Here is a 14352-nt window from a genome sequence, read left to right on the forward strand (position 1 = left end):
CCACGACAACATAGGGTAACCGGCGGTAACTTCTGTCCCGCCCCGCTCCACCCATCCGCGCGCTCCCCCAGGAGACACTCCCCATGCGCAGACTCTTGGCCGCTCTGGCGGCGACCACCGCCGTCCTCGGCGGACTCACCGCGGCCGCCCCCACCGCCGCGGCCGCCGACTCGGGCAGCTTCAGCGTCCTCACGTACAACGTGGCCGGACTGCCCTCGGCCATCAACAGCTCATCGACACCGCGCGAGTCGAGCACGACGGCGATCGGTCAGCGGATCGCGCCGTACGACATCGTCCACGTCGAGGAGGACTTCAACTACCACTCCTACCTCTACGCGGGCGACACCAGCCACGCCTACCGCACCCCGACCAGCGGCGGCGCCGGCATCGGCAGCGGCCTGAACACCCTGTCGAAGATCCCGTACGACGAGGACGACTTCGAGCGGGTGCGCTGGAACTCCTGCCAGGTGGACTCGGGCGACTGCCTGACGCCCAAGGGCTTCACCTTCATGCGCGAGCGCCTGGCCGAGGGCGTGTACGTCGACTTCTACAACCTGCACACCAACGCGGGCACCAACGACGGGGACCTCGCCTCACGCGCGGACAACCTCAACCAGCTCACGGCGTTCATCAAGAGCCACTCCGCGGGCAACGCGGTCGTGGTCATGGGCGACACCAACACCCGCTACACCCGCTCCGGCGACACCATCGCCGAGTTCGCCGCGGCCAACGGGCTGACCGACCCCTGGGTCCAGCTGATCCGCGGCGGCACCCCGCCCGCCAAGGGCAGCGACGCGCTGGTCTGCGACCAGACGGGGACCACCGTCCCCAACACCTGCGAGGTCGTCGACAAGGTCCTCTACCGCGGCAGCAGGCTGGTCTCGCTCAACGCCACGTCGTACAACAACGAGCACTCCACGTTCCTGACGGACGCCGGGCTGATGCTCTCCGACCACGACCCGGTCACCGTCGGGTTCACCTGGTCCCGCAACCCCGCCTACCAGCTCAGCGACCAGTACGGCGGCCCGCACGGCGACTACTACAACGACATCACCGCGGTCCCCGCCGGCGCCCGGGCCACCAGCATCGGCCTGCGGGCCGGCTCCCGGATCGACCAGCTGAGCCTGACCCTGGCGAACGGCACCACGCTGACCCACGGCGGGACCGGCGGCACCGCGTCCTCCCTGACGCTCGGCAGCGGCGAGTACGTGACCGCGGCCAACCTGTGCCAGGCGGAGAAGGACGGCCACACGCGGATCTTCTACGCCAGGTTCACGACCAATCTCGGCCGCACGCTGGCCGGCGGCACCACCACCTCGGACTGCGTGACCCGTACCGCCCCGGCCGGCCGGCAGATCGCCGGCTTCCACGGCCGCGGCGGGGACGAGGTCGACAAGGTCGGCTTCATCTACACCCAGCGCTGATACACCCCGCGCCGACCCACCCGCCCCGGGGCGCTCCCGCGCCCCGGGTGCACAGAAATCACAAAGGAGTGTCAGGACGATTGACGCGCTCATGGTCAGGCCCTACTTTCTGATCGATTTGCCGAACTCCGTTCGAAATACCGGTCATTGGGATGCCCCCCACAAGCCTTGAGGCGCCCCCGCACGCCACCTTGGAGAGCACGATGAGCGCAAACCCCCACCTGTCCCGTCGCGGCCTCCTGGGCATGACGGCCGCCGTGCCGCTCGCCCTGACCCTCGGCGCGGGCACCGCCCAGGCCGCCGACTCGGCGTACGCGATGGTCTACTTCACCGAGTCGACCAACCTCGGCGACGGCACCGACTACGGCCTGCACCTGGCCGTCAGCCCCGACGGGCTGAACTGGACACCGCTCAACCAGAACAACCCCCTGGTCACCCCCACCGCCGGTGCGCTCGGTCTGCGCGACCCGTTCCTGATGCGCAAGCGGGACGGCACGTTCGTCGTCCTCGCCACCGACCTCAAGGGCACCGACTGGGGCTACAACAGCCAGTACATCCACGTCTGGGACTCCACCGACCTGCGCACCTTCACCGGCTACCGGCGCCTGAAACTGCACGACATGGCGACCCACAGCTGGGCTCCCGAGGCGTTCTGGGACGCGGCCCGTGGCCAGTACGCGGTCATCTACTCCTCGGTCAACAGCAGCGGCCACAACGTGATCATGGTCAACTACACCAGTGACTTCGTCACCGCCTCGGCCCCGCAGGTCTTCTTCGACCCCGGCTACGACGTCATCGACGGCGACATGGCCGTGGGCGTGAACGGCTACAACTACCTCTTCTTCAAGAAGAACCAGACCCTGGTGTCCGCGCGCTCCACCTCCCTGACCCCGGGCAGCTTCACCGAGTTCAGCGCGGGTGTGGCTCACGGCGGCACGGAGGCGCCGACCGTCGTGAAGTCCCTGACCTCCGGGACCTGGTGGCTGTGGGGTGACACCTACACACCCAACGGCGTGTTCTACGCCTGGCAGTCCAGCAGCCCGGCCTCCGGCACCTGGACTCCGCTGGACCAGAGGACCTACACCCAGCCGGTGAACTCCAAGCACTGCGGCATCGCGACGATCACCACGGCCGAGTACAACAATCTGCTGGCCAAGTGGGGCGCGCCGGCCTGGAACCGGCTCAAGTCCTACAACTTCCCGGCCCGTTACGTCCGCCACTCCAACTACGCGGGGCGCATCGACGAGTACCCGGTCGAGCCGTACAAGGACTCCCTGTGGACCCTCGTCCCGGGCCTGGCGGACAGCTCCGGGGTCTCCTTCCGGTCGGTCAACTACCCCGACCGCTATCTGCGGCACTACGACTACGCGCTCCGGCTCGACGTCAACGACGGCACGTCGACCTTCGCCGGGGACGCGACCTTCTACCGCACGGCGGGCCTCGCGGACGCGAGCTGGGCCTCCTTCCGCTCGTACAACAACCCGACCCGCTACATCCGCCACTCCGACTACGTCCTGCGCATCGACCCGGTCTCCACAGCGACGGAGAAGCAGGACGCCACATTCCGAGTCGGTTACTGATTCAACCGAAAAGCCCCCTTGGCGCTCCGCGTTGTATACGCTCCAGGTCTTCTTCACCAGACCTTCACAGGGGGGCTTTTCCATGCGCAGAGGACACATAGCCGTCGTGGCGGCCGCGGGCGCGCTGACCATGCTGGGCGCGGTCCCGGCCCACGCCACCGAGTACTCGTCGGCGCTCAAGATCAAGGGCGTCCAGTACGACGCCCCGGGCCGGGACTCCAACAACTGCGCGACCGGCAACACCGACGAGGAGTACCTGACGATCAAGAACTACTCGCGGACCGCGACGGTGAACCTCAAGGGGTACGTCGTCAGGGACTCCACCAGCACCAACAAGTTCACGTTCACGAAGAACCACACGCTCCAGCCCGGCGACTACGTCAAGCTGCGCGGCGGCCACGGCACCGACTCCGACGCGAACAACGTCGTCTACCGCAACAACTGCAACTTCATCTGGAACAACGACAAGGACACGATCCGCCTCTACAAGCCCTCGGGCGCGCACGCCGACACCCACGCGTACACCGCGAGCGCCGACGACCGGGACGGCAACGGGTACATCACGTACCACGGCTGAGCAGGTCGCGTCCGCTCACGACGGCCAGCGCGGCGGTCAGGGCCACCAGGGCCGCCGCCTGGGTCAGGACACCCACGCGCAGCGCCCCGGGCAGGAGGTCGAGCCACGGGTAGACCGCGGTGATCCGGACCGCCAGGAGGAGCAGCCCCAGTGCCGCGAGGGCGGCGGCCTCCGACGCGGGTACGCGGCTCTCGCCCCGGACGCGGTACAGCAGCCAGGCGAGGGCCGTCACCAGGTAGCACGTGACGAGCGCCCAGACGGTGTCGACCCCGCCGGGCAGGGCCACGACGGACCCGCCCATCAGCACACAGCAGGCGGCGAGGACCAGGCCGGGCGCGCCCGCGGGGAGAGCCGCCGGGGGCGCGTCGCGGTGGTGGGCCGCGCACAGGGCCAGCGCCGACGACCAGGCCAGTACGGCGGCCGCGACGACGTAGGCGGAGTCCGAGGGGGCGAAGTCGCGGGCCCAGAGGTCGGCCAGCGGCAGCAGTGCCGGCAGGGCCGCGACGAGCGCGGAGGCCTGGGCGAGACGGCGGCGGTCGCGCAGGAGGGCGAAGTAGGCGACCGTCCACAGCAGCGGCAGGAACCACTGTGCGGCCCCGCTGACACCGGCCCACACCCCGTGGCCGGTGAAGCCGTCCATGAACAGGTCCCACTGGCTCCCGCCACGGGTCGACGCCCAGGTCAGTCCGAGGACCCGGTCGACCAGGGCGGACGCCGCCTGCAGCAGGACGGCGAAGAGCGCGAAGAGGCGGACGGCCGAGCCGAGCACGGCGTACCGGCGGGGCGCGCCGCCCGCGCCGAGCCTGCTGCGCACGGCCAGGGCGACGACGCTCGCCACCTCACCGAGGGTGGGCCGGCTCTGGTCCTGGGTCTCCTGGTCGACGTCCCAGAGGTAGGTCTCGACCATCTCCTCCTCGCGCTCGCGCCGGTAGTAGGCGGGCAGCAGCCGCAGCACGGCGCGGTAGCGGGTCTCCAGCAGGCTCGTCATGCCAGACCTCCGGCGAGTCCACGGCCCGTGGTGGGCACGTCGGTCGTCCCCGGGACGGTTCCGGGAGTGCTTCCAGGGGCACGCCGCCCCTCGGCGATCCGCTTCTTCGCGGCGCTCGCTCCGGCGGCCAGCCGCTCCGCCTCGGCGTCCAGGGCGGCGGTCCCCTCGTCGGTGAGGCGGTAGTAGCGCCGCAGCCGGCCCTGCTGCACCTCCTCGCGGTCCAGCACTATCAGTGCGTCGGCGGTGAGCCGGTCCAGTACGCCGTAGAGGGTGCCGACACGCATCTGCACGGCCCCCTCGGAGAGTTCCTCGACCTCGCGCAGGATGCCGTAGCCGTGCCGCGGCTGATCGGCGAGGGCGGTCAGTACGAAGAACGCCGCCTGTGTCATGTTCCTCGGTGCCATGAACACGAATATATCGGCTCCCGATATATTCAGCGAGCCGAAACGCGGAATCGGATGCGGACGCGAACAGGGCCCGCCCCAATGCGGATGGCGGGCGGGCCCTGTTCGAGAGGTCATTTTGGCGTGCCGGGGCGCTGACTGGGCACGGGTGAAACGCGGTTGATCCGTGCGGAGCGTGTGCGCCCCGTGTGCGCGGGGCAGATCACGCCGAGGGCCCGTGCCGACGGACGCCGCGCTCCGGGCGCGTCCGCCTGCCGGACCCGCCTGGTCCGTACAGGTCGGCGGCGACGATACTTGGCCCTGGCACGCACCACTCCTTCTCACAGATGGACCCATGTCAAGCACTCCCACGGCAGACCCCACCGCACCCCCCACCGTCTGGCTGGCACGCGGCCGCCATCTCGGATCCGACGCGGCCGACGTCCTGCGCCGAAGTCTGGAGCGACTGAAGGAGAACGCGACCCTCGACGACTTCAAGGAGCCGTCCCCGGACGGGGACGCCCCGGAACGGATCTTCGAGGCCCGCCGGCGGGTCGGCGACGAGGTGACCGTCCGGGCCCGGCTCTCGCTCTCCCCGGTGACGAGCGGCAGCCAGGAGTGGGTGCTGGCGGCCGAGGCGGAGCAACCCTGGGACCTGCGGTGGCCGTCGCCCGCGACCATGTTCTGGCCCGACAGCGAGGACGTCTTCTGGGACCGCGACGCCGCCACGGGACTGCGCCTGCGGGACCTGAGCGTGCTGCCCGAGGAGGACAAGGACGTACGGCGGGTGCTCCGGCAGGCCGTGCGCGGCAGCTGGGCCGTGCATGTCGTCGTCCACGAGGCGATGACCACCGACCAGCGCGGCCGCCGCCCGCTGGCGGAGATGCTGCCGCCCAGCCTGCGCCACCGGATCGTCGAACACCGGGCGCAGCCGCACCAGCTGCGCGTGCTGAACTGGGCCGTGAAGGAGTTCGGCGTGGAGGTGCCGCGCGGCGGAGCCGTGGTGCTGCCGGGGACACCGGTGCCGCCCGGCTACGACGGCCAGGACTTCTCCGTACGCAGTGTGTTCCTCGACGGCACGGAACCCACCGAGCTAATCGCGGCCGTCACCCGCTACGCCGCGATGCCCAAGCCGCTGCCGCCGGGCGCCGAGGAGGCCGTGACCGCGCTGCGGGAGCAGTGGCAGCTGCTGACGCTGGAGGAGGAACTCGAGCGCGAGCGCGCGCTGGTGGCGATGTACGCGGATGCGCTGGAGGCCATGACGAAGTCCCGGGACCTGTACCGGGAGGCCGCCGAGCGGGCCAACGAGGCGCTGGCGATCTACCGCGAGAACGCCCCGGCACCGGAGCTCCGGGCGGACCCGGAGGCCACCTCACCGCTGCAGCAGTTGTCGAAGACGTTCGGACGCTGGAAAGGCACTCTGCGGCCCCCGGGCCGCGACGAGGACCCGGACCGGAAGATCGGCTGAAGAGCGGGAAGCGGTCCGCGTCCGCGCCGAGGGCGAGGCGTTCGGAGGCCGTGAGCGGGGTGCGTCCGGTGGCGGGGCGGGCGCAGAGCTCGTCGCTCCGGTCGAGCGGGACGGGCCGCCCGAGCGGGCCGTCCGGAGTGGCGCGCACCGCGGCCGGTCCCGCCGGGGCCAGGGCGGTCCGGCCGCGGGCGTGTGCGGGGCGGCCGGGGCCCGCTGGGCGTCCCCGGCGCAGTGGAAGAGCGGTCACGGACCGCCCGGCCCGCGCAGCCGGTGGGCCGCCAGGACTCCGCGTCCCCGAGCGGGCGTACGACGTCCCCGAAGGCCTCGTAGGCGGCGCGCGGCACGTCGGCGTTCGGGGTGCCGGCCTGGGCGGGGCTCGCTTCCCGGCGGGACGGGAGGTGTCGGAGGGCCCGCTGTGGATACGCGGTGGGGACAGCACCTCGGCCCGTCCGGAAGGTCACCGTGATGATGAGCGGCGAGAACAGCGACAACGCCACCTGCTCGGAGACGACGCTCACGGTCAACGGCAAACCCCACACCCTCCTCGTCGACCACCGGCGCGTCCTGCTCGACGTGCTGCGCGAGGACCTGGGCCTGTGGGGTGCCGGGAAAGGCTGCGACCACGGGCAGTGCGGGGCCTGCACGGTGCTGGTCGACGGGCGCCGGGTCAACAGCTGTCTGCTGCTCGCGGTCGCCCTGGACGGCAGCGAGGTCCGCACCGTCGAGGGCCTGGCCGCCGACGGGGAGGAACTGCATCCCCTGCAACAGGCCTTCCTGGACCGCGACGCCTTCCAGTGCGGCTACTGCACCCCCGGCCAGCTCTGTTCGGCGCTCGGCATGATCGAGGAGGCGGCGGCGGGCCACCCCTCGCGGGTCACCCCCGACGTCACCGACGACGCGCCCGTACCCGGCGATCCGGTGCCGCTGGACCGGGACGAGATCCGCGAGCGGCTCAGCGGCAACCTGTGCCGCTGCGGCGCCTATCCACGCATCGTCGACGCGGTCGAGGACGTGATCCGGTGAAGACCTTCGACTACGTACGCGCCACCAGCCCCGAACAGGCGGCGGAACTCTACGCCGCCCGGCCCGGCGCCCGTTATCTCGGCGGCGGCACCAATCTGGTCGACCTGATGAAGCTCGGCGTCGAACGGCCGGACCTGCTCGTCGACATCAGCCGGCTGCCCCTCGACGAGGTCCAGGAGCTCCCGGACGGCTCGCTGCGCGTCGGGGCCACGGTCCGCAACAGCGACCTGGCCGCCCATCCGGCCGTCCGCACCCGCTACCCCGCCCTCTCCCAGGCCCTGCTCGCGGGCGCCTCGGGGCAGTTGCGCAACGCGGCCACCACGGGCGGCAACCTGCTCCAGCGCACCCGCTGCCCCTACTTCCAGGACGTCTCCAAACCGTGCAACAAGCGGGCGCCGGGCAGCGGTTGCGGCGCCCGCGAGGGAGTGCACCGGGACCACGCGGTGCTCGGGCACTCCCCGCACTGCGTCGCCACGCACCCCTCCGACATGGCCGTCGCGCTGGCCGCGCTGGACGCCCGCGTCGAGCTGTACGGCACCGAGGGCGCCCGGAGCGTGCCGGTGGCCGACTTCCACCGGCTGCCGGGGGCGCACCCGGAGCGGGACACCGAGATCCTGCCCGGCGAACTCGTCACCGGGGTGCTGCTGCCTGCGGCCCCGGCCGGGCTGCCGTCCGCCTACCGCAAGGCCAGGGACCGGGCGTCGTACGCCTTCGCCCTGGCCTCGGTGGCCGCCGTGCTGCGTGTGACGGACGGGGTCGTCGACCATGCCGGGATCGCCTTCGGCGCGCTGGCGCACCGGCCGTGGCGGGCCCGGCGGGCCGAGCAGGCGCTGGTGGGCGCCGCGCCCACGGCGGCCGCGTTCGAGCACGCGGTCGACCTGGAGCTGTCGGCCGCCGAACCACTGCGGGACAACGCCTACAAGGTGCCGCTGGCGCGCTCGCTCGCCCTGGACGTGCTGACCCGGCTCACCGCCAGGGCTTGAGGAGGACGTATGGACGCCACCGCGCAAGCCGCCGCTCTGGGCGCTCCCGTCGAGCGCCGCGAGGGCCGCGAGAAGGTCACCGGCACCGCCCGCTACGCCGCCGAACAGCCCTGCCCCGGCCGGGCGCACGCCTGGCCCGTGCCCGCCTCGATCGCCCGGGGCCGGGTCACCGGCATCGACACGGCGGCCGCTCTGGACCTGCCCGGAGTCGTGGCCGTACTCACCCACGAGAACGCGCCGAGGCTGTCCGAGCCGGACGATCCCACGCTCGCCGTCCTGCGCGACTCCCGTGTCCCGCACCGGGGTTGGTTCGTCGCCCTGGTGGTGGGCGAGACCCTGGAAGCCGCCCGCGCCGGTGCCGCCGCCGTCCGCGTCGACTACGCCGTGGAGGACCACGACGTCACCCTGACCGCCACCCACCCGGACGCGTACGCACCCGAGCAGGCCAACGGCGGGTACCCGGGGACCCGCGAACACGGCGATCCCGAGGGCGCGTTCGCGTCCGCCCCGGTCCGGGTCGACGCCGGCTACCGGGTGCCGCCGCTGCACAACCACCCGATGGAACCGCACGCGACGACGGCCCGATGGCACGACGGCCGGCTCACCGTGCACACCTCCACGCAGGGCTCCACGACCGTACGTGCCGTCCTGGCCGGCCTGTTCGCACTCCCGGAGGAACACGTCACCGTGCACGCCGAGCACGTCGGCGGCGGTTTCGGGTCCAAGGGCACGCCCCGTCCGGACGTGGTGCTCGCCGCGATGGCGGCCCGGCACACCGGGCGTCCGGTCACCCTGGCACTCCCCCGCCGCTTCCTGCCCGCCGTCGTCGGACACCGCGCCCCCACCCTGCACCGGTTGCGTCTCGGGGCCCACCCCGACGGACAGCTCACGTCCTTGATCCACGAGGTCACCACCCACACCTCACGGATCAAGGAGTTCGTGGAGCAGGCCGCCGTGCCCGCACGCGTGATGTACGCCGCCCCCGGCTCCCGTACGGCGCACCGCGTGGCGCCCCTCGACGTGCCCAGCCCGTCCTGGATGCGGGCCCCCGGCGAGGCGCCCGGCATGTACGCCCTGGAGTCGGCCATGGACGAACTGGCCTGCGAACTCGGCATGGACCCGGTGGAGTTGAGGATCGTCAACGAGCCGGACACCGAGCCCGACAGCGGCAAGCCCTTCAGCAGCCGGCACCTGGTCGAGTGCTTGCGCGAGGGCGCCCGGCGCTTCGCCTGGGCGGAGCGGGACCCACGGCCGCGCTCCCGGACCGAGGGCCCGCTGCTCGTGGGGTCGGGGGTGGCGGCCGCCATGTATCCCGTCATGGCGCAGCCGTCCACGGCGGCGGCGCGGGCGCTGCCCGACGGGACCTTTCTCGTGCGGATCAACGCCACCGACATCGGCACCGGCGCCCGGACCGTGCTCGCCCAGATCGCCGCGGACGCGCTCGCCGTGCCCGTGGAACGGGTGCGGACCGAGGTGGGCAGCAGCGATCTGCCGGCCGCGTCACTGGCCGGCGGCTCGTCGGGCACCGCCTCGTGGGGCTGGGCGGTGCACGAGGCGTGCGCCCGGCTCGCTCGGCGACTGGCCGAAGGGCCGTTGCCGCCGGAGGGCATCGAGGTCCGCGCCGACACGGCCGGCCGGGCCGACGCCGACAGCCCCTACGCGCGGCACGCCTTCGGCGCCCACTTCGCGGAGGTCGCCGTCGACACGGTCACCGGTGAGTGCCGGGTCCGCCGGCTGCTGGGGGTGTACGCCGCCGGGCACATCCTCAACCCCCGCACCGCACGCTCCCAGTTCGTCGGCGGGATGACCATGGGGCTCGGTATGGCACTGACCGAGGGCAGCACGATGGACGCCGCGTTCGGCGACTTCGCCGAGACCGATCTGGCCGCCTACCACGTGCCCGCGCACGCCGACGTGCCCGACATCGAGGCGCACTGGATCGACGAGGACGACAACCGGCTCAACCCGATGGGCAGCAAGGGCATCGGTGAGATCGGCATCGTCGGGACGGCGGCAGCGATCGGCAACGCCGTCTTCCACGCCACCGGCGTACGCCTGCGCGAGCTGCCCCTCACCCCGGACCGTGTGCTGAGCGGCATCCGGGAGAGGGGCGGCTCCTAGGTCCGGGCCGCGGAGCCGAGCGGAGACCGGCGGCTCTCAGGATTCCCGGGCAGTGGGCCTGCTACGGGGCCAGCGGGGCGTCGGCCCGTTCGCGGACCGCCTCCGCCGTCCGCCGCTCGGCCGGAAGGCTGCCCCGCGGCGGTGCCGACGCGAGATGCACCACGAGGGCGGTCAGCGCGGCCAGCGAGGCGCACACGGCCGCCGTGCCCGCGACCCAGGCCGGCGCGAGCGGCAGCTCCAGCGCCCGGGCGAGCCCCGCCGAGCGGAACCGCCCGTCGAGCAGCTGGCCCGCGGCCACCCCGGCCGGTACGACGACCGCGAGGGCCAGGACCGGCAGCGCGGGCCGGATCAACAGCAGGGCGAGCAGGACACACAGGACCGACACGCCGAGCGCGAACCCGTAGACCCGCATGGAGGCCCCGTCGCGGTGCGCCGGAAAGCACAGGACACCGCAGACCAGCAGTGCCAGGGCGGCGATCCTGCCCGGCCAGGCCGGTGCCCTTCGGGCCCCCCGCGGCGCGGGGGGATGCGGTGGCGGGGCCGGGAAGGCGCCCGTCCCGGACCCGCTCGGCAACCCCGTCGGCACCGCTTCGGGCCGCCCCTCCCCGTCGTATTCCTCGTACGGCGGCTGCGGGGGTGGCGGGGGCTTCTCCGTCGCCAGCCGCCCTATGAGCTCGACGAGTTCCTCCACGGGCCGGCCGGTCGCCGCCGCACGTACCGCCTCCTGACCGCAGTGGGGCTGCAGTTCGGACCGGTTCAGCAGGGCCACCAGGCGGGTCACGTCCTCCACGGGACGGGACTCGGCGGCGGCCCGGATCGCCTCGTCGGCGCTGTCCGCGTCGCGTGGCGGCCGGGTCAGCAGGGCGACGAGCCGGGTGACGTCCTCCACGGACCGGTCCACGCCGACGGCACGGAGGGCCGCGACGGTCGCCTGCGCGTACTGGGGCGACTGTTCCAGCAGGGTGATGAGGTGGACGACGTCCTCCAGCGGGCGGTCGGCCACGGCGGCGCGCACCAGGTCGCCGACGGGATCGCCGTACGACCGGTCCCTCGGTATGGCGGGTTCGTTCGGGTGAGCTGCTGTCGGGCCGGTGGTCATGCTCTGCTCCAGACAAAGGGTTGCGGTCGCTCCTACGCGCCCCCGTCGTGCGACCGCGACATGTAGATGACCCATTCGTAAGCGGGTATACGACGGCGTGCCACTCGGATGAGCCACGGGTGTGAGTGCCGCCGGTCGGTGAGCCATAGCGGGCCCGGATGCGGGAATCCGTCAGACAGCGCGCCGTTCGGCGCCCGGAGGAGGAGGTCGGCCCGTGGATTCGACCACAGCACTGATCGTCGTCGCCGCGGTGCTCGCGGCGCTGGCGCTGGCGGTGGCCGTGGGGCTGCTGGTACGGCTCGTCAGAACCCGGCGCGGTCTGCGGCGGGCGGGGCTTCCCACCGGGCCCCGCTGGGTCTTCTGGGGTGCCCTGTTGTACTTCGTGCTGCCCACCGATCTGGTGCCCGACCCGGTGTATCTCGACGACATCGGTGTCCTGCTGCTCGCGCTGCGCACGCTGCGCGGTTCCCCCGCCGACCGGGCCGCGCTGCGGCTCGACGGACGGGACCGGGAGACGTCCCGCCGACCGTGATTACGCAGTGTAAGGAAACCAACCACTCGTTCGATTCGTATAAGTCTCTGGAAGCCGAAGGAAGTCGGCTGACCTGACGGCGTCGTGGGGAGACGGCCGTCTGCGAGAGGCAGTACCGGCGAGGGAGAGACGATGCAACCGTTCGCGCTCAACTACGCACGTCCGGCAGCGACGTTGGAGGCGACCACTCCGTACGTCTACGACTCCGGGCTGCAGTTGAACGTGCTCATGGACGGCCGGGTCGCGGCGCGCGACCACGCCCTGATGAGGGAACTGGGGACCACCACGAGCACGGCGGGTTCCAAGACACACTTCGACGACTGAACGCGGGCCGACAACCGATGACCGTGTTGATTCTGACCTGCGAAGAGGACGTGACGGCCGACATGGTCGTCGTGCACCTCAACGCGACGGGGGTGCCGGTGGTCCGGCTCGACCCGGCCGACCTGACCGACGGGGTGGCGCTGTCCGGGGAGTACGTGCACGGTTCTTTCCGTGGCCATCTGTCGGTCGGCGGCCGTCTGGTGGGCCTCTCCGGGCTGCGCTCGATCTGGGTCCGCCGTCCGGGCATCCCCGCGGCGCACGCGGCGGCGCCCTCCGAGTGGCTGACCGAGGAGTCCGACCAGGCGCTGTACGGCATGCTCCGGGGCAGTGACGCCCGCTGGATGAACCACCCCGACGCGGCCCGCCGGGCCCGTCACAAGCCCTGGCAGTTGCGGCTCGCCCAGCGCTGCGGCCTGCCGGTCCCGGCCACGATCGTGACAACGTTTCCGCAGGCGGCCCGTGAGTTCGCCGAGCGCTATCCCGACCTGGTGGTCAAGCCGGTGTCCGGCGCGCACCCGCAGGATCCGCCGCGGGCGGTGCCGACCAGCCGGGTCGATCCCGGCACGGACTTCTCGGCCGTCGCGTTCGGCCCGACCCTGCTGCAACGGCGGGTGGCCAAACGGGCCGACATACGCCTGACCGTCGTAGGGGAGACGATGCTGGCCGCGCGGAAGGCCACCGGGCCGGACGACGAGGTGGACGTCCGTTTCGCCCCGCCCACCTCCTCCTGGCAGCCCGCCGATGTCCCGGCGCGGGTGGCCGCGGCCGTCCGGGACTATCTCCGGGCGGCGGAACTGGCCTACGGCGCCTTCGACTTCGCCGAGGACTCGGACGGGACCTGGTGGTTCCTGGAGTGCAACCAGTCGGGGCAGTTCGGTTTCGTCGAGGTGGAGACCGGCCAGCCGATCGCGCGCGCCATCGCCGAGTGGCTGGCCCGGCCCGGTCCTGACCCGCGCTCCCGCGTCGACACCGCGGTGTCCTGAGGCCGGGTCAGTACGGCCGCGGGGCGGCGGGAGGAAGGGCCGGCACCCATCCCTGGCCGGGCGAGGCCGGACGCTCGGGGGCGGGCGGGGGCATGAGGGACTGCAGGGGCCGCATGACGTACTCCAGCTCCCTGCGTACGCGCTCGGCCTCCCTGCGGGTCAGAGCGGGGACGTCGCCGCGCTCGGCGACGAGTCGGTCGTAGATGGGGGAATCCTGGAACACCCGTCAACGCGCCTTTCGTTTTCGCGGGCCCACGCGCATGGGCACGGCTGACGAGTCTAGGCGCCTCCACGCACCGACGTGCGAATTCCGGCGTCGGGCTTGACCGCGCACGGGCGCTCATGCGCCGGTGGTGGACCCCGGACGCACGATCATCAGGACGGTCACGGTCGCCCACAGAAGGTTGAAGAGCCCGGTGAACATGGCCCGCAGGCGGGGTTCGGCTCCCCCACGGCGTTCCGGGAGCGTTTCCGGCGGGTCGTCGGCACACCCCGCAGGCGTACCGCGCGGCCTTTCACGCGAAGGAGGCCGTCCCGGCGGCGGCGAGTTCCTGACCGCCCGCCGGGTCCGGCGTGGTGTCACCCGGCCAGTGGCAGGCTGCTCTCACCGTCCGGGTCCGCGCATTCGGCGGCCGGCAGCAGGGCGTCGGCCCTGGCGACCGCTTCACGGACGTCGGTGGTACCCATCATCACGCACAGCGTGTAACTGACGTCCTCCAGCTCTCGAGCCGTCGCCGGCCTCTCCCTCTCCGCCTGAGCGATTCTCAGTGACGCGTAGCGGGTCAGCAGGGTTCTGACGGCCTTCGGGTCCGGAACGAGCACGAAGCGCCCCTCTCTCGAATTTTTCGCTGCGTATGCCCCATCTGC

15 protein-coding genes and 1 pseudogene are annotated in these 14352 nt (G+C 72.3%); 11 read left to right on the forward strand and 5 right to left on the reverse strand.

Going from position 1 to position 14352, the window contains the following annotated elements:
- The first annotated feature begins 83 nt into the window (after nucleotides 1-83).
- The 3 genes from ACFYZ8_RS38635 to ACFYZ8_RS38645 all read left to right on the forward strand — a co-directional run bounded on the left by ACFYZ8_RS38635 (nucleotide 84) and on the right by ACFYZ8_RS38645 (nucleotide 3581).
- On the forward strand, nucleotides 84-1424 hold the full coding sequence (locus ACFYZ8_RS38635) for a jacalin-like lectin (RefSeq protein ID WP_388533301.1): 1341 nt from the start codon (nucleotides 84-86) through the stop codon (nucleotides 1422-1424).
- Nucleotides 1425-1627: 203 nt separating this feature from the next.
- A complete protein-coding gene (locus ACFYZ8_RS38640; RefSeq protein WP_388533298.1) occupies nucleotides 1628-3004 on the forward strand; it encodes a glycoside hydrolase family 43 protein in 1377 nt (458 codons plus the stop codon).
- A gap of 82 nt (nucleotides 3005-3086) precedes the next feature.
- On the forward strand, nucleotides 3087-3581 hold the full coding sequence (locus ACFYZ8_RS38645; protein ID WP_359029101.1) for a lamin tail domain-containing protein: 495 nt from the start codon (nucleotides 3087-3089) through the stop codon (nucleotides 3579-3581).
- Here the strand turns inward: ACFYZ8_RS38645 and ACFYZ8_RS38650 are convergent.
- Nucleotides 3565-4569: a hypothetical protein gene (locus ACFYZ8_RS38650; RefSeq protein WP_388533295.1), complete on the reverse strand. Its 1005-nt coding sequence runs from the start codon at nucleotides 4567-4569 to the stop codon at nucleotides 3565-3567. The two genes, ACFYZ8_RS38645 and ACFYZ8_RS38650, sit on opposite strands and share 17 nt — an antisense overlap.
- Complete coding sequence (locus ACFYZ8_RS38655; protein WP_388533793.1) at nucleotides 4566-4958, reverse strand: PadR family transcriptional regulator; 393 nt, start codon at nucleotides 4956-4958, stop codon at nucleotides 4566-4568. Before ACFYZ8_RS38655 ends, ACFYZ8_RS38650 begins: the two co-directional genes overlap by 4 nt.
- Nucleotides 4959-5307: 349 nt before the next feature.
- Between ACFYZ8_RS38655 and ACFYZ8_RS38660 the strand changes: the two genes are divergently transcribed.
- From ACFYZ8_RS38660 to ACFYZ8_RS38675, 4 genes are all read left to right on the forward strand, one after another.
- Nucleotides 5308-6420, forward strand: coding sequence for a hypothetical protein (locus ACFYZ8_RS38660; protein WP_388533292.1), 1113 nt, complete (start codon nucleotides 5308-5310; stop codon nucleotides 6418-6420).
- Between the two features lie 468 nt (nucleotides 6421-6888).
- Entirely contained in the window at nucleotides 6889-7443 is a 555-nt protein-coding gene (locus ACFYZ8_RS38665; protein ID WP_388533791.1) for a (2Fe-2S)-binding protein, read from the forward strand.
- The gene (locus ACFYZ8_RS38670; protein WP_388533290.1) at nucleotides 7440-8426 is read left to right on the forward strand and encodes an FAD binding domain-containing protein; all 987 of its coding nucleotides are present in this window, start codon (nucleotides 7440-7442) and stop codon (nucleotides 8424-8426) included. Before ACFYZ8_RS38665 ends, ACFYZ8_RS38670 begins: the two co-directional genes overlap by 4 nt.
- 9 nt (nucleotides 8427-8435) lie before the next feature.
- Nucleotides 8436-10547 (forward strand): xanthine dehydrogenase family protein molybdopterin-binding subunit, encoded by a 2112-nt coding sequence (locus tag ACFYZ8_RS38675; protein ID WP_388533288.1) that lies wholly within the window; start codon nucleotides 8436-8438, stop codon nucleotides 10545-10547.
- A gap of 61 nt (nucleotides 10548-10608) precedes the next feature.
- On the opposite strand, the gene ACFYZ8_RS38680 is transcribed toward ACFYZ8_RS38675, so the two are convergent.
- Complete coding sequence (locus ACFYZ8_RS38680) at nucleotides 10609-11646, reverse strand: hypothetical protein (RefSeq protein ID WP_388533285.1); 1038 nt, start codon at nucleotides 11644-11646, stop codon at nucleotides 10609-10611.
- Between the two features lie 214 nt (nucleotides 11647-11860).
- On the opposite strand from ACFYZ8_RS38680, the gene ACFYZ8_RS38685 reads away from it, so the two are divergent.
- From ACFYZ8_RS38685 to tgmB, 3 genes are all read left to right on the forward strand, one after another.
- Entirely contained in the window at nucleotides 11861-12178 is a 318-nt protein-coding gene (locus ACFYZ8_RS38685) for a YkvA family protein (protein ID WP_359029163.1), read from the forward strand.
- A gap of 132 nt (nucleotides 12179-12310) precedes the next feature.
- Nucleotides 12311-12502, forward strand: coding sequence for a putative ATP-grasp-modified RiPP (gene tgmA, locus ACFYZ8_RS38690; RefSeq protein ID WP_031037338.1), 192 nt, complete (start codon nucleotides 12311-12313; stop codon nucleotides 12500-12502).
- Between the two features lie 17 nt (nucleotides 12503-12519).
- On the forward strand, nucleotides 12520-13485 hold the full coding sequence (tgmB, locus tag ACFYZ8_RS38695) for an ATP-grasp ribosomal peptide maturase (protein ID WP_388533281.1): 966 nt from the start codon (nucleotides 12520-12522) through the stop codon (nucleotides 13483-13485).
- A 7-nt stretch (nucleotides 13486-13492) separates the two neighbouring features.
- Here tgmB and ACFYZ8_RS38700 read toward each other — a convergent pair whose 3' ends face one another.
- Nucleotides 13493-13708 carry a hypothetical protein gene (locus tag ACFYZ8_RS38700; protein ID WP_123993472.1) on the reverse strand — a complete coding sequence of 72 codons (216 nt, stop codon included), beginning with the start codon at nucleotides 13706-13708 and terminating at the stop codon, nucleotides 13493-13495.
- A 207-nt stretch (nucleotides 13709-13915) separates the two neighbouring features.
- On the opposite strand from ACFYZ8_RS38700, the pseudogene ACFYZ8_RS38705 reads away from it, so the two are divergent.
- A pseudogene (locus ACFYZ8_RS38705) lies at nucleotides 13916-14040 on the forward strand (AraC family transcriptional regulator); the annotation flags it as partial.
- 24 nt (nucleotides 14041-14064) lie between these two features.
- On the opposite strand, the gene ACFYZ8_RS38710 reads toward ACFYZ8_RS38705, so the two are convergent.
- Nucleotides 14065-14307, reverse strand: a complete 243-nt coding sequence (locus ACFYZ8_RS38710) for a DUF5133 domain-containing protein (RefSeq protein ID WP_359029165.1) — start codon at nucleotides 14305-14307, stop codon at nucleotides 14065-14067.
- Nucleotides 14308-14352: the final 45 nt, after the last annotated feature.

The organism is Streptomyces sp. NPDC001668, assembly GCF_042893155.1.
Classification (GTDB): Bacteria; Actinomycetota; Actinomycetes; order Streptomycetales; family Streptomycetaceae; genus Streptomyces.

Coding starts and splice junctions, on each gene's coding strand:
- ACFYZ8_RS38635 (WP_388533301.1), top strand. CDS start 84: ATGCGCAGACTCTTGGCCGCTCTGGCGGCGACCACCGCCGTCCTCGGC.
- ACFYZ8_RS38640 (WP_388533298.1), top strand. CDS start 1,628: ATGAGCGCAAACCCCCACCTGTCCCGTCGCGGCCTCCTGGGCATGACG.
- ACFYZ8_RS38645 (WP_359029101.1), top strand. CDS start 3,087: ATGCGCAGAGGACACATAGCCGTCGTGGCGGCCGCGGGCGCGCTGACC.
- ACFYZ8_RS38650 (WP_388533295.1), bottom strand. CDS start 4,569: ATGACGAGCCTGCTGGAGACCCGCTACCGCGCCGTGCTGCGGCTGCTG.
- ACFYZ8_RS38655 (WP_388533793.1), bottom strand. CDS start 4,958: ATGACACAGGCGGCGTTCTTCGTACTGACCGCCCTCGCCGATCAGCCG.
- ACFYZ8_RS38660 (WP_388533292.1), top strand. CDS start 5,308: ATGTCAAGCACTCCCACGGCAGACCCCACCGCACCCCCCACCGTCTGG.
- ACFYZ8_RS38665 (WP_388533791.1), top strand. CDS start 6,889: ATGAGCGGCGAGAACAGCGACAACGCCACCTGCTCGGAGACGACGCTC.
- ACFYZ8_RS38675 (WP_388533288.1), top strand. CDS start 8,436: ATGGACGCCACCGCGCAAGCCGCCGCTCTGGGCGCTCCCGTCGAGCGC.
- ACFYZ8_RS38680 (WP_388533285.1), bottom strand. CDS start 11,646: ATGACCACCGGCCCGACAGCAGCTCACCCGAACGAACCCGCCATACCG.
- tgmA (WP_031037338.1), top strand. CDS start 12,311: ATGCAACCGTTCGCGCTCAACTACGCACGTCCGGCAGCGACGTTGGAG.
- tgmB (WP_388533281.1), top strand. CDS start 12,520: ATGACCGTGTTGATTCTGACCTGCGAAGAGGACGTGACGGCCGACATG.